The sequence below is a fragment of the Aeromonas sp. TS_SC_11 genome, from assembly GCF_057318915.1.
The window spans coordinates 637,333-661,335 of sequence record NZ_CM170470.1 but is presented as its reverse complement, the minus strand read 5'-3'; the positions used below and the strand labels follow the sequence as shown (position 1 = coordinate 661,335).

Annotated in this window: 27 protein-coding genes and 1 other RNA gene; 12 read left to right on the top strand and 16 right to left on the bottom strand. The window is 58.2% G+C overall.

Annotation, left to right across the window (positions count from 1 at the left end; translation table 11 throughout):
- Position 1: 1 nt before the first annotated feature.
- From AC1P02_RS03085 to AC1P02_RS03030, 12 genes are all read right to left on the bottom strand, one after another.
- Positions 2 to 1,906, bottom strand: a complete 1,905-nt coding sequence (locus tag AC1P02_RS03085; RefSeq protein WP_485184044.1) for a BglG family transcription antiterminator — start codon at positions 1,904 to 1,906, stop codon at positions 2 to 4.
- Positions 1,907 to 2,009: 103 nt separating this feature from the next.
- Positions 2,010 to 2,750: a 2-dehydro-3-deoxy-phosphogluconate aldolase gene (gene dagF / locus AC1P02_RS03080; RefSeq protein WP_485184042.1), complete on the bottom strand. Its 741-nt coding sequence runs from the start codon at positions 2,748 to 2,750 to the stop codon at positions 2,010 to 2,012.
- A gap of 108 nt (positions 2,751 to 2,858) precedes the next feature.
- On the bottom strand, positions 2,859 to 3,974 hold the full coding sequence (locus AC1P02_RS03075) for a DgaE family pyridoxal phosphate-dependent ammonia lyase (RefSeq protein ID WP_485184040.1): 1,116 nt from the start codon (positions 3,972 to 3,974) through the stop codon (positions 2,859 to 2,861).
- Complete coding sequence (locus tag AC1P02_RS03070) at positions 3,958 to 5,097, bottom strand: amidohydrolase/deacetylase family metallohydrolase (protein ID WP_485184038.1); 1,140 nt, start codon at positions 5,095 to 5,097, stop codon at positions 3,958 to 3,960. Before AC1P02_RS03070 ends, AC1P02_RS03075 begins: the two co-directional genes overlap by 17 nt.
- A 42-nt stretch (positions 5,098 to 5,139) precedes the next feature.
- Positions 5,140 to 5,790, bottom strand: coding sequence for a DUF4310 family protein (locus AC1P02_RS03065; protein WP_021140216.1), 651 nt, complete (start codon positions 5,788 to 5,790; stop codon positions 5,140 to 5,142).
- Between the two features lie 11 nt (positions 5,791 to 5,801).
- A complete protein-coding gene (locus AC1P02_RS03060; protein WP_099994503.1) occupies positions 5,802 to 6,578 on the bottom strand; it encodes a DUF4311 domain-containing protein in 777 nt (258 codons plus the stop codon).
- Between the two features lie 40 nt (positions 6,579 to 6,618).
- Positions 6,619 to 6,915 (bottom strand): DUF4312 family protein, encoded by a 297-nt coding sequence (locus tag AC1P02_RS03055; RefSeq protein ID WP_111588917.1) that lies wholly within the window; start codon positions 6,913 to 6,915, stop codon positions 6,619 to 6,621.
- Positions 6,915 to 7,280: an SFCGS family glycine-rich protein gene (locus tag AC1P02_RS03050; protein WP_485184035.1), complete on the bottom strand. Its 366-nt coding sequence runs from the start codon at positions 7,278 to 7,280 to the stop codon at positions 6,915 to 6,917. Before AC1P02_RS03050 ends, AC1P02_RS03055 begins: the two co-directional genes overlap by 1 nt.
- Positions 7,281 to 7,298: 18 nt before the next feature.
- Positions 7,299 to 7,658, bottom strand: coding sequence for a transcriptional regulator (locus AC1P02_RS03045; RefSeq protein ID WP_485184034.1), 360 nt, complete (start codon positions 7,656 to 7,658; stop codon positions 7,299 to 7,301).
- A 316-nt stretch (positions 7,659 to 7,974) separates the two neighbouring features.
- A complete protein-coding gene (gene degS, locus AC1P02_RS03040) occupies positions 7,975 to 9,105 on the bottom strand; it encodes an outer membrane-stress sensor serine endopeptidase DegS (RefSeq protein ID WP_485184032.1) in 1,131 nt (376 codons plus the stop codon).
- 89 nt (positions 9,106 to 9,194) lie between these two features.
- The gene (locus tag AC1P02_RS03035) at positions 9,195 to 10,556 is read right to left on the bottom strand and encodes a Do family serine endopeptidase (RefSeq protein ID WP_005314377.1); all 1,362 of its coding nucleotides are present in this window, start codon (positions 10,554 to 10,556) and stop codon (positions 9,195 to 9,197) included.
- 81 nt (positions 10,557 to 10,637) lie between these two features.
- Positions 10,638 to 11,018 (bottom strand): Z-ring associated ZapG family protein, encoded by a 381-nt coding sequence (locus tag AC1P02_RS03030; RefSeq protein ID WP_087756661.1) that lies wholly within the window; start codon positions 11,016 to 11,018, stop codon positions 10,638 to 10,640.
- A gap of 140 nt (positions 11,019 to 11,158) precedes the next feature.
- Between AC1P02_RS03030 and zapE the strand changes: the two genes are divergently transcribed.
- From zapE to AC1P02_RS02990, 8 genes are all read left to right on the top strand, one after another.
- Positions 11,159 to 12,253, top strand: a complete 1,095-nt coding sequence (gene zapE, locus AC1P02_RS03025; RefSeq protein ID WP_290020837.1) for a cell division protein ZapE — start codon at positions 11,159 to 11,161, stop codon at positions 12,251 to 12,253.
- 266 nt (positions 12,254 to 12,519) lie between these two features.
- Positions 12,520 to 12,948 carry a 50S ribosomal protein L13 gene (gene rplM, locus AC1P02_RS03020; RefSeq protein ID WP_005314367.1) on the top strand — a complete coding sequence of 143 codons (429 nt, stop codon included), beginning with the start codon at positions 12,520 to 12,522 and terminating at the stop codon, positions 12,946 to 12,948.
- A gap of 15 nt (positions 12,949 to 12,963) precedes the next feature.
- Positions 12,964 to 13,356, top strand: a complete 393-nt coding sequence (gene rpsI, locus AC1P02_RS03015; RefSeq protein WP_005314365.1) for a 30S ribosomal protein S9 — start codon at positions 12,964 to 12,966, stop codon at positions 13,354 to 13,356.
- Between the two features lie 295 nt (positions 13,357 to 13,651).
- Positions 13,652 to 14,245: a ubiquinol-cytochrome c reductase iron-sulfur subunit gene (petA, locus tag AC1P02_RS03010; RefSeq protein ID WP_005314362.1), complete on the top strand. Its 594-nt coding sequence runs from the start codon at positions 13,652 to 13,654 to the stop codon at positions 14,243 to 14,245.
- Positions 14,246 to 14,247: 2 nt separating this feature from the next.
- Positions 14,248 to 15,465: a cytochrome b gene (locus tag AC1P02_RS03005; RefSeq protein ID WP_005314360.1), complete on the top strand. Its 1,218-nt coding sequence runs from the start codon at positions 14,248 to 14,250 to the stop codon at positions 15,463 to 15,465.
- The gene (locus AC1P02_RS03000) at positions 15,462 to 16,196 is read left to right on the top strand and encodes a cytochrome c1 (protein ID WP_058394604.1); all 735 of its coding nucleotides are present in this window, start codon (positions 15,462 to 15,464) and stop codon (positions 16,194 to 16,196) included. Before AC1P02_RS03005 ends, AC1P02_RS03000 begins: the two co-directional genes overlap by 4 nt.
- Positions 16,197 to 16,283: 87 nt before the next feature.
- Positions 16,284 to 16,913, top strand: coding sequence for a stringent starvation protein SspA (gene sspA, locus AC1P02_RS02995; protein ID WP_005314352.1), 630 nt, complete (start codon positions 16,284 to 16,286; stop codon positions 16,911 to 16,913).
- Positions 16,910 to 17,335 (top strand): ClpXP protease specificity-enhancing factor, encoded by a 426-nt coding sequence (locus AC1P02_RS02990; RefSeq protein WP_373966988.1) that lies wholly within the window; start codon positions 16,910 to 16,912, stop codon positions 17,333 to 17,335. The genes sspA and AC1P02_RS02990 overlap by 4 nt, the downstream gene beginning before the upstream one ends.
- Before the next feature lie 53 nt (positions 17,336 to 17,388).
- Here the strand turns inward: AC1P02_RS02990 and dolP are convergent, their stop codons facing one another.
- The 4 genes from dolP to AC1P02_RS02970 are packed head-to-tail and all read right to left on the bottom strand — an operon-like array spanning position 17,389 to position 20,672.
- A complete protein-coding gene (gene dolP / locus AC1P02_RS02985; RefSeq protein WP_058394603.1) occupies positions 17,389 to 17,967 on the bottom strand; it encodes a division/outer membrane stress-associated lipid-binding lipoprotein in 579 nt (192 codons plus the stop codon).
- 4 nt (positions 17,968 to 17,971) lie between these two features.
- A complete protein-coding gene (locus tag AC1P02_RS02980; protein WP_005314325.1) occupies positions 17,972 to 18,562 on the bottom strand; it encodes an SIS domain-containing protein in 591 nt (196 codons plus the stop codon).
- Positions 18,563 to 18,571: 9 nt separating this feature from the next.
- Positions 18,572 to 18,943 (bottom strand): YraN family protein, encoded by a 372-nt coding sequence (locus AC1P02_RS02975; protein WP_165484344.1) that lies wholly within the window; start codon positions 18,941 to 18,943, stop codon positions 18,572 to 18,574.
- Positions 18,885 to 20,672, bottom strand: coding sequence for a penicillin-binding protein activator (locus AC1P02_RS02970; RefSeq protein WP_238155206.1), 1,788 nt, complete (start codon positions 20,670 to 20,672; stop codon positions 18,885 to 18,887). Before AC1P02_RS02970 ends, AC1P02_RS02975 begins: the two co-directional genes overlap by 59 nt.
- 199 nt (positions 20,673 to 20,871) lie before the next feature.
- Here AC1P02_RS02970 and rsmI point away from each other — a divergent pair, with 199 nt between their 5' ends.
- From rsmI to rsmH, 4 genes are all read left to right on the top strand, one after another.
- A complete protein-coding gene (rsmI, locus tag AC1P02_RS02965) occupies positions 20,872 to 21,705 on the top strand; it encodes a 16S rRNA (cytidine(1402)-2'-O)-methyltransferase (RefSeq protein ID WP_485184024.1) in 834 nt (277 codons plus the stop codon).
- Positions 21,706 to 21,767: 62 nt separating this feature from the next.
- Positions 21,768 to 22,154, top strand: an RNA gene (gene rnpB, locus AC1P02_RS02960) — RNase P RNA component class A.
- Between the two features lie 449 nt (positions 22,155 to 22,603).
- Entirely contained in the window at positions 22,604 to 23,062 is a 459-nt protein-coding gene (gene mraZ / locus AC1P02_RS02955; protein ID WP_021140324.1) for a division/cell wall cluster transcriptional repressor MraZ, read from the top strand.
- Entirely contained in the window at positions 23,063 to 24,001 is a 939-nt protein-coding gene (gene rsmH, locus AC1P02_RS02950; protein ID WP_485184022.1) for a 16S rRNA (cytosine(1402)-N(4))-methyltransferase RsmH, read from the top strand.
- Positions 24,002 to 24,003 lie beyond the last annotated feature (2 nt).

Sequence of the window (24,003 nt, the reverse complement as noted above, 5' to 3'; positions counted from 1 at the left end):
TTCAGGAACCGGTGCGCGCCAGCCCCTTGAAGCTGGCAAAATCCCGACAAGCCAGCAGATTCTTGCTGGCTTTTTCGTTCATCAGCGCCAGAAACAGATCGTAGAGCCCCATCGCCTCTTCGTAGTCCGCCTTGCTGATGGCCAGCACGAAGATGAGGGTGGCTGTTTCGCCATTGCCCCAGTCGATCCCCTGTGGTGCCAGCACTGTATAGACCAGGGTGCGCCGCGCCAGCAGGCCGAGGGAGTGGGGGAGGGCTATGCCTTCTCCCAGCAGGGTGGAGACGATGCGCTCCCGTTCGTGGAGTGAACTTCTGAACCCCGCTTCTACCCGGTCTTCCTGTTCCAGCTGATCGCAGATGCGGGCGAACAGCTGGCCCTGGTTGAGTGGCTCATTGACCACCATGAAGTGGTCGGCATCGAAGTATTTGTCGAGCAGGTAGGGGCGGGTGCGGTCGATCAGCACCAGTTTACCGAGCTGCTCCAGCTGATACTGGGTCGGGAAAGGTGCCACCTGCACCACGGACACGTTCTTCTCGCTCACCTTGACAGTGCTGATGACAAAATCCTGCTCGATCCGCGCCAATCCCTCGTAATCTCGCACCGACTCCAGGCTGGCCAGTTGCAGCTGGGGATATTCCCGCTTGATGCGCGCCTCCAGCACCCGGAAGGTGGCGTTGCCGGCATCGCACAGCAGCAGTGCCTGGGGACGGCGGGTGTAGCCAATGTCGTAGTGGCGCTCCAGCCCTACCCCGATATGGATTACCAGGTAGCCGATCTCGTGGTGGGTCAGCCGGTAAGGGGTCTGTTTTATCCACTCCGAAATGGCGGCCAGCGTGATGTCGTAGGCGAGGGGATAGTACTGCTTGATGTGATCCGCCAGCGGATTGTGGCTGCCGATCTGGTATTTGACCCGCAGCAGCATGGCGCTGATATGGGTCTGCAGATCCGCGCGTAACTGCAGGTCGCCGCGCAGATCATAGGGATAGTGCTGCTGGATATACGCAAGCAGATGCTCGACCAACTGCTCGCTCTCGGCGGCCATGGCCGGGCTGAGCCTGGGCGTGTCGGCGGTGAGGCGGGCCTGGATCTGGATGGCGAGGCAGGCGATCTCCTCTTCTTCCGGTGGCATCAGGGTCGGCAGTTCTGCATAAATGTCACTGGCTACGGCGGCCAGCGTCTCTGTGATGTCTTCGCTGGCAAACTGGCGCAGCTCGTGCCCCGCAGCCTGCCGCAGCAGGGCGACGGCGCAGTAGATGGTGAGCTGCTGCAGGCTCTCATCGGCGAGGCGCAGCTGATGGCGGCTGAGCTGGGCATGGATGTGATTGCCCACTACCTCCAGCGTCTTGCTGGGGCAAAGGTTGGGCAGCAGGCTCTGCAACTGGTTGTTGTGGAGCAGCTCCTGATAGAGCAGCTGGGTGAGGCAGGCCCTGATCGCCGTCTCCCCACCCTGGATGCGCATGCCCAGCCGTGGCTTGCTGTCGATGAGCAAGCCAAAGTGGGCGAGCCGCTCCCGCACTTCCGCCATGTCCCCCTGCAGCGCCGCCCGGCTCAGATACCAGGTATCCGCCAGTTCGTCGAGCTTGATCCCCTGTTCCGCCGTCAGCAGCAAGATCTGCAGGTGCAGCACTCGCTCGCGGCTGGTGCGCGGCAGGCTGCTCTCCTGCTCCTGGGCCGCCAGCAACTCATCAAACAGCCCCTGATTGTAAATCTTGAGCTGGTAGCCGCTGCCACGCTGGTGGATCAGGTGGGCGCCGTGGGTGGCAATCAGCTCGTTGAGGGTCGCTACGTCGGTGCGCACAGTGCGGGTGGAGACATTGAGGCGGCGAGCCAGCTCCTCCTGTGGCAGCGGTTCGGCATGGAGCTGGGTCAGCAGTTGATGGAGTCTGGGGTGGGGCAGCTTGGTCATGAGGGGGGACGGGACTCCTGTCGCGAAATAAAGGGTCGATGTTAACAAGCGGGTCATTAACAAGCCAGGCACCGGCCAGTGATCGGACCGGTGCCATCTTTCATCACGCCAGCAGTCGTTTCACCGTGGCGAGCAGGGTGCGTACATCCTGGGGGCGGGTCTGGCCGCTCTCGCTGTCGATGATGGAACTGTAGACGTGGGGGATCACCTTTTCGACCCCGGCGTCCAGCGCGATCCGCACTATCTCTTCGAAGTTGTCGAGATCGATGCCACCTGTGGGCTCCAGCCAGAAGCCGTGGCGGGCACAGGCCTCGGCCACCGCCTGATACTCGTCACGACAATCCAGCCCTCCCATGGGGAAGAACTTGACCGAGCTGCCGCCCATGTCCTTGAGCAGGGCGATGGCAGTGTCGATGGGCACAATCCCGTCCGGTTGCTGGGCACTGAGGGGCCCGGTGGAGATCTTCACCATGCCGGGGGTGCCGGTGGGGGAAATGAGGCCATTGACCAGCGTCTCTGGCTGGCCCAGCAGCGCCCGGCTGGCACCCACCCCGGTGAAGACCTGATTGACGTGCTGGGGCTGCAGCTGGCATGCCAGCTCGGCCACCATGGTGGACTGGCGTGGATCGCCCGCCCCCAGTCCGATGGAGAGAGCGTTGTCGATGAGTTTCGCGTAATCGCGCATGTCGGCGACGGCGGAGGGCACATCCGGATAGTTCTTGGAGAGTACACCGACCAGTACATGGCCTTCGGCCGCCTCATAAATGTCGACAGCATTCTGTTTGGAGCCCGCTAATACATTGAGGCAGACACGGTTGTGGTAGTAATTGGGAGTTAGGGACATCAGTGATCCTCCTGAATTAGATATGGTCTTCGACGACGGCATGCTGTTTGGAACCCGCTAATACATTGAGGTAGGCACGGTTGAGGTAGTCGTTGGGAGTTAGGGACATCAACGATTCTCCTGAACGAGGTTGGCAATGGCGGCATGGATCTGGTCGAGCTGGGGTGCGGTGACGCTGCGCACGTCGATCTCGATGTGGCCTTCGTTGGCCTTGTAGCCACGGCAGTAGATGGCGGGGTTGCCCTGTTGCAGTCGAGCCACCAGTTGGACTGTGGTCATGCCGATCTGCTGGTGGTCAAAAGCGATATCGGTGCGGGCTATGTCGCGCCCCGCATTGTCCCATACCACTTTTGCGCTGACGCCCGGAAGCTGGTTGAGGCGCTCGATGAAGGGGGCCATCTTGGCGACCATGGCGGCGCCGCTCTCTTTCTCTTTTTCCAGGTAGCGCTCTATGGCGCGGGTCAGGCCGAGGATCCCCTCCTTGCCCACCTTCATGGCCCGGCCTATGCCGTTGGCCTGCTGCTTGACCCACTCCACATACTGGCATTTGCCGAGCACCAACCCGCTGGTGGGCCCTTCGATGGCCTTGGCGCCACTGTAGATCACCAGATCCGCCCCCTGGTTGTAATAGAGACGCAGGTCCTCTTCCGCTGCCGCATCGACGATCAGTGGCAGCTGGCGAGCCTTGGCCACTTCTGCCGCCTCTGCTACCGACAGAATGCTCTTCTGCACGCAGTGATGGGACTTGATGTAGAGGATGGCTGCCGTGTTGGCATTGATGGCGGCGGCCAGCTGGGCAGGGGAGCACTCGTTGGCATAACCGGCCTCCACCACCTTGCCGCCACCCAAGTTGACCATGGTGCCGACCGGCGCGCCGAAGTTGACGTTGTGCCCCTTGGGCAGCACGATTTCACTTGGCACCCCGTGGGCATGGGCGTGCAGCTGCTCCAGCCGGTAGGGGTCGCCACGCACTATCATGGCGGCCACCGACTGGGCTATGCCGGCGCTGGCGCAGGAGACCACTACAGCATCTTCCACATCCAGCAAGCCTGCCAGGTAGGCGCCTGTCTTGTTGACCAGATCCTTCACCTCGAAGTAGTGGCCCAGGCCGAAGTTGACCGCATCGACCACCTCCTGCTCGGGGGTGGATACGCCGAGAATGGTCATGCGCCCGGAGGCGTTGATCACGGGTTTGAGCTGATATTTCTCATAAACAGAAGGCATGGTGTGATTTCCCATAGTGAGTCAGAACCAGGTCACCGCCCACCAGGGCGGCGAGGGGAAGCAGTTGCAGGTCGCCGCTGCGCGACTGTGCCTCGGTATCCATAAACAGGATCGGGCCGCTGGCCAGTTCGAACAGGGTCAGATCGGCATCGGCGCCTACCTCGAGCCGCCCCTTGCCGGCCAGGCGCAGGGCGTCGGCGGCATGGTCGGTGACGCAGGCGAGCACCTGCTCCAGCGTCATGCCGATGGTGAGAAACTTGGACATCACGTGGGCCAGGCTGTAGACGGGCCCCTTGATACGGTTCTTGCAGTAGATATCCGAGCTGATCGTGTGGGGCAGTATCCCCTGACGGATGGCAAGCTCCGCCACCTCGAAGCTGAAGCTGGCGCCGCCGTGGCCTATGTCGAGCAAAAGGCCCCGTTGCATCGCCTCGCGCACCGCGACCCGCAGCTCGCCGGCCGGTGTCAGGATGCGGTTCGGTTTGCCGTTGAAGCAGTGGGTCAGCAGGTCTCCCTCTCCCAGCAGGGCGACTATCTCGTCCAGATCCGGCGGCGTGTTGCCCACGTGCACCATCAGCGGCAGCCGGCCGTGGGCCTGCTGCAGCGCCTTGGCCATGCGCAGCGGCTGCAGGCCGTTCTCACCCACCACACTGCCGCTCATGCGCGCCTTGATGCCGATAATAAAGTTGGGGTGACGGGCAATGGCTGCCGAGGCGAGTGCCATGTCCAGATCCCGGCTGTCCGCCAGCTCGTTCTGGCGCAGCAGGCCGATGCGGGAGATGTTGAGCAGGGCGTGCACCCGGGTCTTGCAGCCCGAGGCCAGCCGCTGGAAGTCATCCACGTCGTCGGCGCCTGTGCTGCCCGCGTCAATGACTGTGGTGACGCCGGATTCCACCCCTACCTTGTCCGGCTCATCGTGATAGATGGGGGAGGCGGGGTCGCAGTGGGTGTGGCCGTCGATCCAGCCCGCACTTACATGCACCCGGCCAGCCAGATCCAGGGTTTGCTTCGCCTCGGTCTTTGCCGGCAGCTGGCCGAGGGCCGCTATCTTGCCGTCCCGGATGGCGATATCGATGAGCTCGCCATTTACCAGGCGTCCCGCTCTGATGATTATGTCATGCATGGTGATGACCTCGAAGAGGCCGCCCCGCAGGGCGGCGAGTGCTTATGCAAGGGCGACCGGGAAGAAGGTGCCGAGCAACATGGCACCCAGGATGGCGCCCCCTGTGATGGGCTTGCTCCATACATAGAACAGCAGTGCCCCCAGCAGGGAACCCAGTCCTATAGGGATGGAGGCACCCATGGCGGAGAGGATGATCAGGGGGCCCAGGAAGCGGCCCGAGCTGTTGCCAGCTCCCATCATGACGTCCGCACCGTAGGTGGAGTTGCTCTGGTTGATGGTGAACTTGCGCGCCAGGATGATGATGTAGCCAATCGCCAGACCAATCACCATGCCGGTCACCAGGGAGGCGCCGAAGTTCTCCACTGGATAGAGAATGCCGGCCCCCAGCAGCAGGGCGGGCACGCCCAGGCCGACGCCGGTCTGGATGGCGCCACCTATGTCCAGGATCCCCACCAGGGAGCCCTCTATGATGCGGGCAAACAGGAAGCTGGCGCCAAAGGCCGCCACAGCGCCGTAGGCACCGGTGTCCATGCCGGCTTTCAGCATGGCGACGAAGGCAACCTCGTTGAAGGCGCCAACACCGTAGAGGTAGTACATGTGGGTTCCGGCAAAGACCCCGGCCGACAGCAGGCCGACGAAGATGGGGAAGGACCAGTCGGCGTACCAGAAGTTGTTTCTCAGTTTCTCATCCATGGTGTGGCCCCTTATTTATTGGCAAGCAGGTTATGGACGTTTTCCAGCCACAGGGGGATGCCCATGTGGAAGGATTCAATCAGCTTGAGGTCAAAGCCGCGGAAGAAGCCGCTCAGCACGAACAGCAGGACGATGGCACTCATCATCACCTTGGTGACATGGTTCCAGCCGCTCTCTTCGACCCCCTTGCCGATCAGGATGCCGAGCACCAGACCCGGTACTGCGTTGCCCATGATGAGCTGCGCCAGACCGCCGAAGATGGTGGCCCAGAAACCGGACTTCTTGCCCGCTTCGATGGCGGCCAGCCAGAAGATCACCGGCATGACGGTATTGACCAGCAGGTTGGCGGCAGGCACCAGCACCTTGACCGCTGTCACCTGCAGGGCGGCCGGTACAGCGGCAGCCGTGCTGTTGAGGAAGGCCACCACTATGGCGCCAATGATGCCGCAGGCGATGGCCATTTTTTTCGGGTCGTGCAGAGTGCTGGCGAGATCCCGGTTGCGGATCATCAGGGCCGCCGCCCCCCAGTTCGGCAGGATGCGGTGATCCACGTCCTGGGTGAAGGCACCCGCTGCCACGGTCGAGGCCCAGGCGTTGAAGAAGAAGCCCAGACCGAAAGAGAAGTGGGAGGCGGGATCCCCTTCGCATGAGTTGAGCTCACCCAGAGTACGGAAGGCGCCCATGCCCTGCACGGTCGGGGCGTGAAACATCCGCGCCGCGCCGGCCCCCACCCCGACGCCCACCAGGCCGCCGATGATGATTGACTTGATAAATATGATTAGAAACATCCAATGTATCCCTCTTGTGGGGTTGTCGCTGCGGGTGGTGTCACACCAGGGTGAACGTCACCTTGTCGGCGTCCAGGCTGGTGACCTTGACCGTGATCTCCAGCTGGACGCGGAATTCACGGCGCTGGCGCGGCAGGAAGAAGAACAGGAACTTCTCCACCCGGACCGACTCCTCGGCCTTGAGCACCTGCACCTCGACCGGTTCGATCCGCAGCATGACGCGCGGGTTGTCCTTGAGCAGAGTGTGCTGCACCTGGCTGAGGGCGGCGGCGAACGCCTGCTGGCGGGTCGCCCCCTTGCCGCTGACGATGACCTGGGTGGTGAAGTCCTCTTTCATCAGGCGCGTCCGTGCTTCTTGATGAAGGCTTCTACCAGCTTCTGGCCAAGCTCTTCCTTGTCCATGAAACCAAAACCCAGCACCACGCAGCCGTCATTGATGGCGGTGACACCCTCCTCGACGGAGCGCATGCCGTAGCGGCACTTGTAGCCGTACTTGGTCTGGGCCGTGATGGCACCGGCGCCACCGCTGCCGCAGAAGGAGATGCCGAGATCCGCCTGCTCCTTGTTCATCACATCACCGAGCTTCATATCGGCGGCCATGCCGGGTATCACGGTCACGCTGGCGCCGGCGGCATCTGCCCCTGCCCCCACTTTCTGACCCTTGCCGAGACGATCTCCAATCACGAGTTTGATGGCTGACATCTGGATATCTCCTTTTTGTTATTGATTCAGCACTGAGCTGAGTTCATTTTCTTTGGCGACTTCGAAATGGACGGACAAGAGGTGAGCCTCTTCATAGGCCAGCTTGTCCAGCCAGGCGACGACCTGTTCGGCCAGTCGCAGGGAAAGGGGGGAGATCTCGTCAAACAGGCTGAGATCGACCTCCGGCAGGGATTCCCCGCTATGGGAACGCCACACCATGGCTTTGACATGGGAGGCCAGCATCTGCTTTTGCACCTCGTTGGGACGTATGGCCTGATCGCCTAGCAGGGTGTGGATGCGTGCCAGGATCAGGTCGGTCTGGTGCAGCAACGCAGCGCTGTCCGGGGTCAGGTTCTGGTCATGAGTCTCTGTGTGCAATGTCTGCTCTCCAAGGCTGGCAGAAGGTATGGGATTACCCTAAGCCCGCAGGGGCGTGCAGAGGAGGCAGCGTTTTTCCGATTCGAAGCGGAAATTCCCGTGCGAAGCGGCTTAAAAGGCCCATTTTTGTGTACCAGCAGGGGAAAGGGAGCTTATCGGGGCTGGATTAGTGTGATCGATGGCGCACTTCTCTGGCAGATAGCCCCAGAGCCGCACAGGCTGAAACTGTGAGTCGTCTCACGTATGAGGGGAGCGAGGATTCGCAGAAATGACAAAGGGCGGTTACCCGCCCTTGTGATATGAAGAGACAAGAGGGTCAGCTGGCGTTAGCGCCACTGACATTCGTATTGGCCTTGCCCTGCTGGTAGCGCAGGTCTTCCTCTATGGTGACCTCCACTTCCAGCGGCTTGCCATCACGAAACACTGATATGGTGAGTTTGGTGCCGGGACGACTCTCGACAATCTTGTCCATGGCGGAGCGCACGCCGCTGAGCGCTTCCCCATTGATCTTGAGCAGCACATCCCCCCGCTTCAGACCTCCCTTGCTGGCCGGACCGTCAGGATCCAGACTCTCGATCACCAGTCCGCGCAAATCACCGAGGTTCATCATGCGCGCCACTATGGGGTTGAGTTCAACGCTGGAGATGCCGAGGTAGCCGCGAATGACACGGCCGTTGGTGATCAGCTCATCCATGATCCGTTTGGCCAGCCGGTAAGGGATGGCGAAGCTGATACCGTAGCTCTCCTGATTGCCGTTGAGGTGATAGGCGGCCGTGTTGATGCCCACCAGATCGCCGCGGCCATTGACCAGGGCTCCCCCCGAGTTGCCTTCGTTGATGGCCGCATCGGTCTGCAGCAGATCCTGCCGGCCGTTGCCGTCCGGTCCCATGCTGGAGAGACCAAGGCGACCGGTCGCACTGATGATGCCTTGGGTGATGGTCTGGCCGACGTTATAAGGGTTGCCGATAGCGAGCACAACGTCTCCCACATCCGGCTGCCTGTCGGGATCCTGGGGGATCACCGGCAGGTTGTCCGATTCTATGTAGAGCACCGCCAGATCGGTTAACTGATCGGTTCCGACCAGCTCGGCACTGAACACCCGCCCATCCTGCAGTGCGACTATGATTTGGTCCGCATCGGCGATGACGTGATAGTTGGTCAGCAAATGGCCGCGCTGGTTCATGATGACTCCCGAGCCCAGTCCCTGGGGTCTTAGTTCAGCCTGGTTGCCCTGATTGCGGGAGAAACTGCGGGTATAGATGTTGACGACGGCAGGGCCGGCTCTATGAGCAGCGTAAGAGAAGCTCAGTTCACGGGCATTGGTGATGATGCCGGGGAGTTGGGCACCGCCACGGAAATCGGGAAACAGCAGCAACAGGAGAGCCGCCACGGTGAGACCGAAGCCGACAGACTTGCCCAAGTAACTGATCAAAGGTGGGATTTTCATGTCATTCTCATCCGTACATGCAGCGGGCAGAGAATAACACTATCGGTGGATAAAAATCACCCGCGGCGAGGGCCGCGGGTGTGAGGTTATTAACGGATCACCAGATAGAGAGAAGACTCTCCGCGCTGTATGTTCAGCGCCAGCACATCCGGCTTGTTTTTCAATGCCTTGGTCAGCTCGGCCAGCGAGTTTACTCGCAGGCGGTTGACGCCAATGATGATGTCGCCTTTCTGCAGACCGGAGGCCGCAGCAGGGGAGCGAGCCGCTATATCGGAGACAGCTACGCCTGTCACCGGCTCCGAGGTGGTGCTGAGCTTGGCCCCTTCCAGTGCAGGGTGCAGGACGCTGGCCAGGATCTCGCTGTCATCGGCCTTCTTCAGCATGACCTTGACGGTTTCTTCTTTGCCGTCGCGGATGAGGCCCAGCGCGACCTGCTTGTCGGCACCCATGGTCGCTATTTTGGCTCGCAGTTCGCCAAACGAGCGGATTGCCTTGCCATCTATGCTGACGATGATGTCGCCAGGCTTGATACCGGCTTTGGCGGCGGCGGAGTCAGGCATGACCTGGTTGACGAAGGCACCATCCTTCTTGTTGTAACCGAAGGTTTTGGCGATATCCGAGGTCAGTTCAGAGCCCGTGATCCCCAGCTGACCACGGCGAACTTCACCGTACTTGACGATCTGCTCAGACAGGTCACGCACCATGTTTGACGGAATGGCAAAGCCGATACCTATGTTGCCACCGTTGGGACCCAAAATGGCAGTATTGATGCCGATCAGCTCCCCACGCAGGTTGAGCAGGGCGCCGCCCGAGTTGCCGGAGTTGATGGCCGCATCGGTCTGGATGAAGTTTTCCAGATTTTCGATGTTGAGGCCACTGCGTCCCAGGGCGCTGACGATGCCGGAGGTGACTGTCTGGCCCAGGCCAAACGGGTTGCCGATGGCCAGTGCGTAGTCGCCGACCCTCAGTTCGTCTGAATCGGCAAATTTGATCTGCACCAGATCCTCGGCCTTGATTTGCAGCAGGGCTATATCGGACTGTTTGTCTTCGCCTATCTTCTTGGCCGCATATTCACGACCATCTTTCAGGTTGACCTTGATCTCGTCCGCCTCGTGTACAACGTGGGCGTTGGTGATCACGTAGCCCTTCTTGGCATCTATGATGACGCCGGAGCCCAGCGCCTGGAAGGGCTGCTCGCTCACCTGCTCATCAGGCATGTTGGGGCCGAAGAAGAAGCGGAATTGTTCAGGTAGACGCTGGCGAGTGATTTTCTTGCCAGAGACGGAGATATTGACCACGGCAGGCGTGACCTGTTCGAGAACCGGCGCCAGGCTCGGCATCTCCTGATTGTTCGCCAGCAAAGAGGGCAGTGCAGCCTGCACAGGGGCCGCAGACATGGCGATACCGACACTGAGGGCTAGCACACTGAGCACAGAAAGAGGTTTACGCATATGAAAAACAGCTCCCAGAAAAAGTTGCAATGCAATCGTCAAGGTCTGACCACAACACAGCGCAATTAGTTCCGCGGGGAACTAACTGGACTGCTTGAGCAGACCGGAGGCGCCGGCATAGTCACGGGGCGGTACGCCGGGTTCTTCGTTGGCCGGAGTATCGGCACTTTCTTCAAGCAGTGCTTCACGGAACAGCGGCTCCTGTGCCTTGGCCAGGAATTTGCTCTGCTCTGCCATGTGGCGATAGAGGGTCTGATACTGCTCGGCAAGCTGCTCCATCAGAGCGGCGCTGTCGGCAAAGTGGGTATTGATCTGGCCCTGGTAGTTTTCCAGCTCCGTGTGCGCTTTTTTCAGCTCTTGTTCCAGACGTCCGGCATCCCGGCTGCGCACCGTGAAGCGACCGATGATGATACCGATAATCAAGGCGGCGACAGCCAGCAGGATCCCGTTTAACAGACTCATAGATGCTCCTTGTTACAGCTAAATCAATGTGTGTTGAGGCGGCCTGGATGGCCGCTACGCCTTGATGGCACTATACCGTGCACCCCGAGAGCGTGATACCATTTTGTCCTTCATTCAGGGACTTGGAGGCGGTTGACAGGATGACCCCGCAGCAAAAATATCAGCAGGATTTGCAGCGCCCCGGCTTTGTGGCCGACCCGGCTCAGGCGATGGCCGTGACCCGCCTGGAGCGACTCTATCAGGATTTGTGCCAAAGCCCGACTCCGACCAGATCCCGCGGCCTGTTGGGCTGGTTGCAAAAGCCCAAGGCCAAGGAACCTGTCCTCGGGCTATATATGTGGGGCGGAGTGGGCAGAGGCAAGACCTGGCTGATGGATACTTTTTTTGAGAGCCTGCCGGGGACGCGAAAACTGCGTATCCACTTCCACCGTTTCATGCACAGGGTGCACGACGAACTCAAGGGACTGACCGGGCAGGCCGATCCGCTCAAGCTCATCGCCAGCAAGCTCGCCAGCGAGACAGATGTCATCTGTTTCGATGAGTTTTTTGTCTCCGACATCACGGATGCCATGTTGCTTGGCACCCTGTTCCAGGAGCTGTTTGGTCATGGGGTTGTGCTGGTGGCGACCTCCAACATCCCGCCACAGGATCTTTATCGCAATGGTCTGCAACGGGCCCGTTTTCTGCCAGCAATCGAGCTCATCGAGCGTCATTGCGAGGTACTTAACGTGGATGGTGGCATCGACTATCGCTTGCGTACCCTGGAGCAGGCAGAGATATATCACTTCCCTCTGGATCAGCAGGCAAAATCCAATCTGGACCGATATTTCCAACAGTTAACGGGTCTGGAGCAGGTCAACGCTGGCAGTGTCGAGATCAATCATCGTCAATTGACGTCGCTGGGAATGGGGGAAGGTGTGCTGTACATGGAGTTCGAGCAACTTTGCTGTACTCCTCGCTCACAGGGCGACTATATAGAGCTGGCCCGCCTGTTTCATACTGTGCTGCTTGCCAATGTGCAACCCATGGGGGCGGGCACGGATGATGCGGCTCGTCGCTTCATCGCCATGGTGGACGAGTTCTATGAACGGCACGTGAAACTCATCATGTCGGCGGCTGTCCCCATGACAGAACTCTACGGGAACGGGCTGTTGAATTTCGAATTCAAACGTTGTCTTTCACGGCTTCAGGAAATGCAATCGCACGAATACCTTGCCAGAGTGCACCTTCCTTAGTCACAATACCGCGCCTGCCAGTCGGATGGGCATCTGCGGCAGGTAGGGCCGGGCGACATTTGCTAGCTTCATGGCAGTGAAATTAGCAGGTGATATTTAAGGCAACTTCACTTATAATCGCCCGGCCCACGTTACAGCTGTCGATAAGACAGCGACACTTTAAGCTTTACTTGTATTCGAAGGGGTACAGGTAGGCCATCGTTTGTTGTTTGTGGGAGAGCCCCCATAAGCAATTGGGTCTGTAACAGGTAATTGGGTTTAACTTAATGAAAACTTTCGTTGCCAAGCCAGAAACCGTAAAACGTGACTGGTACATTGTGGACGCAGAGGGTAAAACTCTGGGTCGTATCGCAACCGAGATCGCTTCTCGTCTGCGTGGTAAGCACAAAGCTGAATATACTCCGCACGTTGACACCGGTGATTACATCATCGTTGTAAACGCTGAGAAGGTGCATGTAACCGGTAAGAAATTTACCGATAAAATCTACCATTCTCACTCCGGTTTCCCGGGTGGTATCAAGTCAATCAGCTTCGACAAGCTGATCAAGCGTAAGCCGGAAATGGTAATCGAAGCTGCTGTCAAAGGTATGCTGCCGAAGGGTCCTCTGGGCCGTGCCATGTTCCGTAAACTGAAAGTTTACGCAGGCGCCGAGCATGCTCATGCTGCTCAGCAACCTCAAGTACTGGATATCTAATCGGGAACTGGCAACATGGCAGAAAATCAATACTACGGTACCGGCCGTCGCAAAAGCTCCACTGCTCGCGTGTTTATCAAAGCGGGTAGCGGTAAAATCGTAATCAACCAGCGCTCCCTGGAGCAGTACTTTGGCCGTCCGACTGCCCGCATGGTAGTTCGTCAGCCGCTGGAACTGGTTGAGATGACCGAGAAACTGGATCTGTACATCACCGTTAATGGTGGTGGCATCTCCGGCCAAGCTGGTGCGATCCGTCACGGTATCACTCGTGCTCTGATGCAGTACGATGAAACCCTGCGCGCCGAACTGCGTAAAGCAGGCTTTGTTACTCGCGATGCCCGTAAGGTTGAGCGTAAGAAAGTCGGTCTGCACAAAGCTCGTAAGCGTCCGCAGTACTCCAAGCGTTAATTCGCTTTTTGTACTCACTCTCACGAGTGTCAAAAAAGCCTGGCCATGTGCCAGGCTTTTTTTATTGGTAATATTACCTACGCCAATGCTAACACCACGTCACAAAAGACAAAAAAATGTATATTTATTGTTTTTGCCCTTCGCTGGTCTTTCTTGTCAAGTTGTTATCTTTTCTTTAAAATTCCCTCGGTTTTTCTGTGACAATTGTAACTCCGCTTCCGCCGCTGTTGTCACGGAAGAAAGGGGAACAGGGACACAATAAGAATGTGCGGAGTCCACATGGGAGAGTTTTTGGATGAGCAATGCGCCAGTTGATACCGGTCGCCGCAGATTTCTTACCTGGTCAACGGTTGCCGTTGGTGGGGTAGGAGCTGCTTTTACCGCAGTGCCGTTTATAAAGTCATGGAACCCGAGTGCCAAGGCCAAAGCGGCGGGCGCTCCGGTAGAAGTGGATATCAGTAAGTTGGAACCAGGCCAGCTCATCCGTGTTGAGTGGCGAGGCAAACCTGTCTGGGTGGTGAAACGCACCAAGCAGACGCTGGATGCACTGGCGGCTCACGATGGCCAGCTGCGGGATCCCGCATCTGACGAACCACAGCAGCCGGATTATGCCCATAACGGCTACAGATCCATCAAACCCGAAATCTTTGTTGCGGTCGGCATTTGTACCCATCTGGGATGCTCTCCTTCCTACCTGCCGGATAACTTCGGTGAGCAGGTTCAAGGCGTGACCTCCGGATTCTTCTGCCCGTGCCATGGCTCCAAGTTCGACATGGCTGGTCGAGTGTTCCAGGGGGTGCCTGCACCCTTGAACCTGGTCATTCCGCCGTACCAATATCTTAGCGACACCACCATCCTGGTCGGTGCCGATGATGGCAAGGAGGCCTGACCATGTTTTCCAAACTGATGGGCTGGATTGACTATCGCTTTCCGCTCACTGCCATGTACAACGACCATATGGCCAAGTACCCGGCACCAAAGAACCTGAATTTCTGGTACTTCTTTGGCTCGCTGGCCATGTTGGTACTGGTCAATCAGATCATCACCGGCATCTGGCTGACCATGAACTACAACCCTTCTGCTGAGGGCGCCTTTGCCTCAGTCGAATACATAATGCGGGATGTGGACTACGGCTGGCTGCTGCGCTACATGCACTCCACCGGGGCCTCTGCGTTCTTTGTCGTTGTGTATCTGCACATGTTCCGCGGCATGATCTATGGCTCTTATCAGAAGCCGCGTGAGTTGCTCTGGATCTTCGGCATGCTGATCTTCCTGGTGCTGATGGCGGAAGCCTTCATGGGATATCTGCTGCCCTGGGGCCAGATGTCATTCTGGGGGGCTCAGGTCATCATCTCGTTGTTTGGTGCCATTCCGGTGATCGGAGAGGATCTGACCCTGTGGATCCGTGGTGACTATGTCATCTCGGGGGCGACCCTGAACCGCTTCTTCGCGCTGCATGTCATAGCGTTGCCGCTGGTGCTGGTGATGTTGGTGGCCATGCATATACTGGCGTTGCACGAAGTGGGTTCCAACAACCCTGACGGCATCGACATCAAGAAGCACAAGGATGCTAACGGCTGGCCGCTGGATGCGGTGGCTTTCCACCCTTACTTCACCGTCAAGGACATGATCGGCGTGGCCGGTTTCCTGTTCTTCTTCTGCGCCATCATCTTCTTCAAGCCGGATATGTGGGGCTACTTCCTCGAGAAGCCGAACTTTGAAGTGGCCAATGGTCTGAAGACGCCGGCGCATATCGCTCCTGTGTGGTACTTCACTCCTTTCTACGCCATCCTGCGGGCGGTGCCGGACAAGTTGCTCGGCGTCATCATGATGGGTCTCTCCATCGTTGTGCTGTTCCTGTTGCCTTGGCTGGATCGCTGCAAGGTACGCTCCGTTCGCTATCGCAGCACGCTGCACAAGCTGAATATCGCCCAGTTCGTGGTCTGCTTCGTCATTCTCGGTATCCTCGGCGTCTTGCCATCGACCCCGACCTTGACCCTGGTTGCCCAGTTCTGCTCGCTGGGGTATTTCGGGTTCTTTGTCCTGCTGTTCTTCTACAGCAAGAATGAGCGTACCAAGCCGCTGCCGGAGAGGGTGACATTCAAATGAAAAGAATAATATTTGCAGTGCTGGCCTTGCTGCCCAGCCTGGCGCTTGCTGCTGGCGGTACTTTCCCACTGGACAAGGCCGACTATGACTTGAGTGACAAGGCGTCTCTGCAGCGTGGTGCCACGACCTTCATGAACTACTGTGCCGGTTGTCACTCTACCCAGTACCAGCGCTACAACCGCGTTGCGCAAGACCTGGGGATTCCTGATGAGCTGATGAGGGAAAATCTTATCTTCACGGGAGCCCAAATCGGCGATCTGATGAAAATCTCCATGTCGGAGAAGGATGCGGCCAAGTGGTTTGGTGCACCGCCTCCCGACCTGACGCTGGTAGCGAGGGTGCGCGGGGCTGACTGGGTTTATACCTATTTGCGCTCTTTCTATGTGGATGAGACTCGTCCGTTTGGCGTGAACAACGCTGTTTTCCCGTCCGTGGGCATGCCTCACGTGCTGGAGCCGCTGCAAGGCACGCCCCGTGCCGAGTTTGCGACCCACACTGTGGATGGGGTGGACGTACAGCAGGTTGTCAGTGTCAAATCTGACGGCAACGGTGAAATGAATAACGAAGAGTATGATCAGACGGTACTGGATCTGGTAAACTTCTTGGTCTACTCGGCTGAACCGGTACAACAGGAGCGCGAACGCATGGGCTTCTGGGTACTTGGATTCATCGTAATCTTCTTCATCTTCACTGTGCTGTTGAAGAAGGAATTCTGGCGCGACGTTCACTAAGCGACCAGATCCGGGTAATATAATGCACGGCAATGAAGACCAAGATGCTTCATTGCCGTTTCTGCTTTTTAATGACGGGAGGGTTCAATGGCTGTAGCTGCCAATAAGCGTTCGGTAATGACGCTGTTTTCCGGTGCCAACGATATGTTCAGCCATCAGGTGCGTATTGTCCTGGCGGAGAAGGGTGTTAGCGTAGATATTTGCCAGGTTGACCCAAGCAACTTGCCAGATGAGCTGGCCGAGCTGAACCCGTACAACACTGTACCGACTCTGGTCGATCGTGAGCTGGCACTGTACACCTCACGCATCATCATGGAGTATCTGGACGAGCGCTTCCCGCACCCGCCCCTGATGCCGGTTTACCCGGTTGCCCGTGGTAACAGCCGCCTGATGATGCATCGCATCGAGCTGGACTGGTACTCCTTGGCCGACAAGATCATGGCAGGTACCGATGTCGACGCGGCGCGTGCCGAATTGCGTGACAACCTGCTGGCCATCGCGCCTATCTTCGGTGAAATGCCGTATTTCATGAGCGAAGAGTTCGGTCTGGTCGATTGCTACATGGCACCGCTGTTGTGGCGTCTGCCCAGTCTGGGGATCGATTTCGCCGGTCGTGGTGCCAAAGAGCTGAAAGCCTATATGGTTCGTCTGTTCGAGCGTGAATCCTTCCAGGCTTCATTGACTGAAGCTGAACGTGAGATCCGCGCTGGCGTATGAGCATGGAACCAACAATGACACCCAGTCGCCCGTATCTGTTACGGGCGTTCTTTGACTGGTTGCTGGATAACGAGCTGACTCCGCATCTGGTGGTCAACGTCAATATCCCCCATGTGATGGTGCCGATGCAGTTTGTTCAGGATGGACAGATAGTGTTGAACATAGCGCCGCGTGCGGTAGGACAGTTCCACATGGACAATGAAGCAGTCAGCTTCAGCGCCCGTTTTGGCGGTGTCTCCCAGCAGGTTTATATCCCTATGGCTGCCATATTGGCCATTCATGCCAGGGAGAACGGCGTGGGTACCCTGTTCCCGCCCGAGCCAGGTTATGACCTCTGGCTGGAGCAGGCCGAAGCACCGGTGGAGCCCGATCCGGAACCACCGCGGCCGACCGGTCGGCCGACGCTGAAAGTCATCAAATAAAAAAACGCAGCCAACTGGCTGCGTTTTTTTATTTCTCTTTGCTACCTGCGTGCTCAGTTCTGGGCGAACTCGAACGCTTTGATTACGCGCTTCACGCCACTGACGTGGCGAGCGATCTCAACGGCCTGGTCCCCTTCCTGGCGAGTCACCAGGCCAATCAGGAACACCTCGCCGTTTTCGGTGACCACCTTGACCTTGGCGCTGTCGAAGTTTTTGGCCCCCAGCATGTCTGCACGGACCTTGGAGGTGATCCAGGAGTCATTGCTGCGCACCCCTATGTTGACTGGCTGGCCGAGTCGCAGCTCATTGTAGACATGGCGTACGCCGTCGATACGGGCCACGACCTTGCCTGCTTCGAGTTTGTATGCGTCAGAAGGTGTCTGGCCGACCAGCAGTACGCGGCCGTTGTTGCTGTAGACGCTGATCTTGCTGGCTGCACTCAACGGTTTGTTGTCGGCCAACAGATTGGCAGCTTTCAGTTCGATGGCCTGATCATCCCACTGGGCACCCAGAGTGCGGCGATCGCCGGAAGCCTTGGCAGTGCCTGCGGCACCGCCTACTACCACGGCTGCGCAGCCTTGCAGCAGCAGGGTGCCAGCCAGCAGGCCGAGCAGGAGTGTTTGCTTCTTCATGGTTTCAATCTTCCTGTTGCGGGAAAAGTGTCTGGTCGATGAGATCACACAGACAGTGCAGGGTCAACAGGTTAACCTCCAGAATACGGGGGCGTCGGGCGGATGGTACCCGGATCTCCACATCGTTGGGACCGAGCAGCCCGGCGATCTCACCACCGTCTCCCCCACCGAGCACCACTATGGTCATATCCCGTGATAACGCGGCCTCCGCGGCCTTGATCAAGCTACGACTATTACCTGTGGTGGTGATGACCACCAGGATGTCGCCGGCTTGCCCCAAGGCCCGGATCTGTTTGGCATAGACCTCTTCGAAGCCGTGATCGGTGGCGATGGCGCTGATGGTGGCCATGTCAGGGGTCAGTGCCATGCCGGGCAGGGAAGGGCGTTCGGTCTCGTAACAGTTGACCAGCTCGGAGATGAACAGCTGGGCCAGTGCCGCAGAGGGACCATTACCGCATGCCATCACCTTGTGGCCATTGAGCAGACAGATGGTCAGCATCTGGGCCGCAGTATGGATAGCGTCCGGCAGCGCCTCGGCGGCGGCAATTTTGGTCTGGATGCTTTCGGTGTAGTTTTCTTTGATGCGGTCAGTCATAGGGTCCTCTTAAAATGCGTTCTGGATCCAGTTTGGCTGGTCATCCTCAAACGCGATCACATCGAATCGGCAGGCCTGACTGGCCTCGTTGATGGCATGTTGCGTTAAATAGTGGCGCGCTGCCAGCACGATCTTGTGCTGTTTGCGCGGGGTGACAGAGCTGGCGGCCCCGCCATGGCTGGCATGAGCGCGGTATCTGACCTCAACAAACACCAGGGTATTCCCCTGGCGCATGATGAGATCGATTTCGCCGCCGCGGCAGCGGTAGTTGCGCGTCACGGGTTGCAGGCCGCGAGCCTGCAACCAGCGTTCCGCTACTTGCTCAAAGTGTTGTCCCTTGCTCGTCGGTGACGGAAACAGGTTCTGCCACTGCTGGCTCATCCGTGCCAATAGATCCTTCATTGGGGGCTCCCTCAAGCTGAGGTGCTGCACTGTCGCTGACCAGTTCACCATTCTGATAGGTGGCCCAATCCAGTACCCGCACAATGTTGCCATTGGCATCCACGCTCAGCTGTCCGCTCATGCCTGGTTGTTGCATGGCATTGACCTTGCGCATCTGCTGCAGGTTTTCTGCCAGGCTGACGGCATCGTAGCCCAGTGCGAACAGGCGCATCAGATCACCCTGGGTCTGCGGCCAGAGCAGTGCGATCTGCTCCCGTTGCTGCTCGTAGCCACCCAGCAGCAGCGGCATGTCTGAGATGTGCATACCATTGAGCTCGGAGGCGACCTCTGTGGTGGCGCTGTCGTAGCTGCGTGAGCTGCTGTAGATGGGCAGGCTGCCCATGGGATTGACCGAGATGTCCACGTAGGGCTTGATCATCCGGGTCTCCAGGCTATTGGCGACTACGTAGACCACATCTATGCTGCGTGGCGCGGCTGCGGATAGTTGTACCACCTCCCCGGCCCGTGCGGTCGAGCGACCACTTAGAGCATTCTTGACCATGCCCTGCACTTCGTTACGAGCACCAAAGGTGGCCACGACCGGCTTGTCCTGACTCACTGTGGCCCATGCCTGCTCGAATGCCTTGATACTGCTGTAGCCAATTCGGCCCTGAGCAGCGATCAGCAGCGGTTTTCGGTAACCCTGACCGTAGAGATATTGCGCTGCCTGGGCTGCATCGGCAGCGGCAGAGAGCGAGAAGTAGAAGGTGCTGTCGTTGACGATAGGTTTGTCCAACTCGTTCAGCGCCAGCACGGGCACGGTCGGATTGGCCTTGAGCAGCTCTTCGACTCTGTCCTTGAGCAGCGGGCCAATGATCATGTTGGCCCCTTCCTGAATGGCTTGCTTGTAGAGTTCGCCCATCGCCTTGGTCTGGGTGTCGTAGAAGTTCAGGGTAAATTGGCTCTGATTCTCCTTGTAAGACATCAACATACCGTTGCGAATGGCTGCGCCCTGCGGCTCGAGATTGCCCGAGAGCGGCAGGAACACGGCGATCTGCTGCAGCGCATTGATGTGGCTGGTGGCGAGATCCCCCAGACCGGCCGGCATGTCTTTCTGGGCCGGGTGGTCAGGGAAAGCCTGTTTCCATCCTGCCAGCTGACGGGCCAGCTGACTGGGCTGGGCACCGAACTCGTTAACCAGTGCCGCCAGTCGCAGCCAACCTGTGGTCACGTCAGGGGCTGGCGCCTCTTCCAGTGCCTGCAAGGTGGAGGGTGTCATGCTTTTGAGCAGAGACCATATTTGCTGATGGTTGGTCGCCAGCTCATTCTGGGCCAGATAGGGCTCCATCAAGATCAACGACTTGGCTGCACCAAACTTGTTGTTGATATCCAGCTGCAGCACTACCCGCTGGCGATACCAATTTTTCTGCGTATCGGCATCCAGCGGCACGTCGGGTTTGCCCTCCAGCAGAATCAGCGCCTGGTTGGCGTTGCCCTGGGCGAGCAACAGATGTGCCTGCAACAGTTGCAGCTGCGCTTTCTGCTCCGCGCTCTGGGCCTGCTTCTGTAGTTGCTGGTATAGCGCCGATGCCGGCTTGGCCTGGCCGAGTGCCAAGTAGCTGCGTGCCGCCATCACCTGCCAAGTAAAGGCTTCGGCAGGTTTGACAGGATCCACCTGCTCCAGATACCACTGGGCATTTTTGGTCAGATCCGAGAAGGCCGACGGCATACCTGGCTGCCCGGAAGGTTGATTGGGCCCCGACGCACAGGCGGCGAGCAGTGCTGCCGCGAGTATGATGCCGAAGAGTCGTGATACACTTAGCTGCTTTGTAACCCGGTTCAAGTTCATTCCCCGACCAGTGTTGAAGTTCCCCATAGTGTAAACGGGCCAATATGGCGACACAATTGTCGGGACACTCGGAGATCCCATGAGTGACATCCCAACCCTGTATATAGTCCCCACTCCGATCGGTAATCTGGCGGATATTACCCAGCGTGCATTGGACATTTTACGCAGTGTCGATCTGGTGGCTGCCGAGGATACGCGTCATACCGGTATCCTGCTGAGCCACTACCAAATCTCGGTGCCCACCTTCGCGCTGCACGATCATAACGAGCAGCAGAAAGCCGATGTGCTGATCGGCCGGATCAAGGAAGGCAAGACCGTCGCCCTGGTCTCCGATGCGGGGACTCCGCTCATCAGCGACCCAGGCTACCACTTGGTCACCCGCTGTCGCGAAGCAGGCGTCAAGGTGGTACCACTGCCTGGTCCTTGTGCCGCTATCACGGCCCTGAGCGCAGCCGGTTTGCCGACCGACCGCTTCGCCTTCGAAGGATTTTTGCCCGCCAAAAGCAAAGGGCGTGATGACAGATTGCAGGCCGTGATCGAAGACACCCGCTCACTGGTATTTTATGAATCCCCACGTCGGGTACAGGATACGGTAGAAGCGATTGCTCGCATTCTGGGCGAGCGTCAGGTGGTGGTGTGTCGCGAATTGACCAAGACCTTTGAATCCATCCATGGTCTGCCCGCTTCCGAGATGCTGACCTGGCTTGGCCAGGATGATAATCGCTGCCGTGGCGAGATAGTGCTGGTGGTCGCGGGAGCCAGCAAAACGGAAGAAGAGCTGCCTGCCGAGGCGATCCGTACCCTGGGGTTGCTGGTGGCGGAGCTGCCGTTGAAAAAAGCGGCGGCACTCACCGCGGAAATCCATGGTGTGAAGAAAAATGCCCTCTACAAGTATGGATTAGAGCACTATTAATTGCTGTAAACGGGAATTGCCGGTTTACCCCACAGTGTCACGAGGCTATAATCCGCGACTTCGGAGTCGGCTGGGCAATCGCTGCTTCGTCGTTGTGTCCCTCGGGACAGACGGGCGGAGGGGAGGAAAGTCCGGGCTTCATAGGGCAGGGTGCCAGGTAACGCCTGGGGGGCGTGAGCCCACGACCAGTGCAACAGAGAGCAAACCGCCGATGGCCCGCAAGGGATCAGGTAAGGGTGAAAGGGTGCGGTAAGAGCGCACCGCGCGTCTGGTAACAGTTCGTGGCACGGTAAACTCCACCCGAAGCAAGACCAAATAGGCCCCTATTGGCGCGGCCCGCGTTGGGGGCGGGTAGGTTGCTTGAGCCAGCGAGCGATTGCTGGCCTAGAGGAATGATTGCTACCCGGGGCAACCCGGTACAGAACCCGGCTTACAGGCCGACTCCGAACTCATTCCGCAGAGCCCCGCGATTTATCGTGGGGCTCTTTTTTTATTTTTGGAGAAATATTGCCCTGTTTGAGCCGTGATATTTGTTGATAAATGATTTTTCACCCAAAGTATTCTTTATAAATCATATTGTTATGGTTCTTCTGTGTGCTGTATGAGTGTTGCTTGTCGTTGGGCCAACGAGAGATGACACGGGAGTGTCTTATTTGTTCAACTTGTTTATTTTTTAATTGATTTCAATTAATCGTATCGCTGTTAACACAAATAACCTGTGGAAAATCAACTCATTTAATCCTTAGTGACCAAACGCTGCGTCAATATGTTCCCCATGCCCGATATCCTCGCTTGAAAAGCCCTCAGCACGTCCTTAAACTTCAAGGTGGGGAAAAGTGGATCAAAGTGGTTTTTATCGGGCGATTTGCCCCCTTAACTCATTTTCAGGGACTGCAATTTGTTGCGTGGTGCACATGCCATCAGCCTGGACAGTAAAGGGCGACTGGCGATTCCGACCAAGTACCGTGATTGGCTGCGCGACGAAAGCGACGGCCAGCTGGTCTGCACCATAGATATTGCCCATCCATGTCTGCTGCTTTACCCCCTGAACGAATGGGAAGAGATCGAGCGCAAGCTCAAGATGCTCTCCAGCATGAATCCCGTAGAACGCCGCTTGCAGCGGTTGTTGCTCGGCCATGCGACCGAATGCGAGCTGGACGGCAATGGCCGTCTGCTGCTCAGCCAGCCACTGCGCAGCCACGCAGGGCTGGACAAGAAGATCATGCTGGTGGGCCAGCTCAACAAGTTTGAGCTGTGGGATGAAGCCCGCTGGCAACAACAGGTCAATGATGACATTCAGGGCCTGCCTGAGGATGACTGGGCAAGCTCGCCACGACTACAGGATTTTTCTTTATAAATGACCCAAGCCGCTGAACACATCACAGTGCTGTTGCACGAAGCCGTTGAAGGGCTGGCCATCAAGCCGGACGGCATCTACGTGGACGGTACTTTTGGCCGTGGTGGTCACTCTCGTCTCATTCTCCAGCACCTTGGCCCCAATGGCCGGTTGATCGCCATCGATCGGGATCCCCAGGCCATTGCCGAGGCGGCCAAGATCCATGATCCGCGTTTTGAAATCGTGCATGGTCCCTTCTCCGGTATCGTCTCCTATCTGGATGAGCGCGGTTTGCTGGGCAAAGTAGATGGCTTCCTGCTGGATCTCGGTGTCTCTTCACCCCAGCTGGATGATGCCGAACGTGGTTTCAGTTTCATGAAAGACGGCCCGCTCGACATGCGTATGGATCCCACCTCCGGCCAGAGTGCCGCGCAGTGGCTGGCCCGTGCCGATGTGGATGATATCGCCTGGGTCTTGAAGACCTTCGGTGAGGAGCGCTTTGCCAAGAAGATAGCCCGTGCCATCGTCCACGATCGGGTCACCGAGCCCTACGTACGCACCCGCCAGCTGGCCGAGATGATTGCCCGGGTCAATCCGAGCAAGGAGAAGGGCAAACACGCCGCCACACGCAGCTTCCAGGCGATCCGTATCTATATCAACAGCGAACTGGACGAGATAGAGACAGCGCTGGACGGTGCACTGCAGGCGTTGGCACCAGAAGGGCGCCTCTCCGTCATCAGCTTCCACTCGCTGGAAGACCGGCTGGTGAAACACTTCATCCGCAAGCACGAGAAAGGCCCCGAAGTGCCGCGCGGTATCCCCTTGACCGAAGCTCAACTGGCCGGTGGTCGCAAATTGAAGTCGGTCGGCAAGGCGCTCAAGCCTTCCGAGCATGAAGTCACCGAAAACAGCCGATCCCGCAGCTCTGTGCTGCGGGTCGCTCAGCGTCTGGCGGAGTAAGC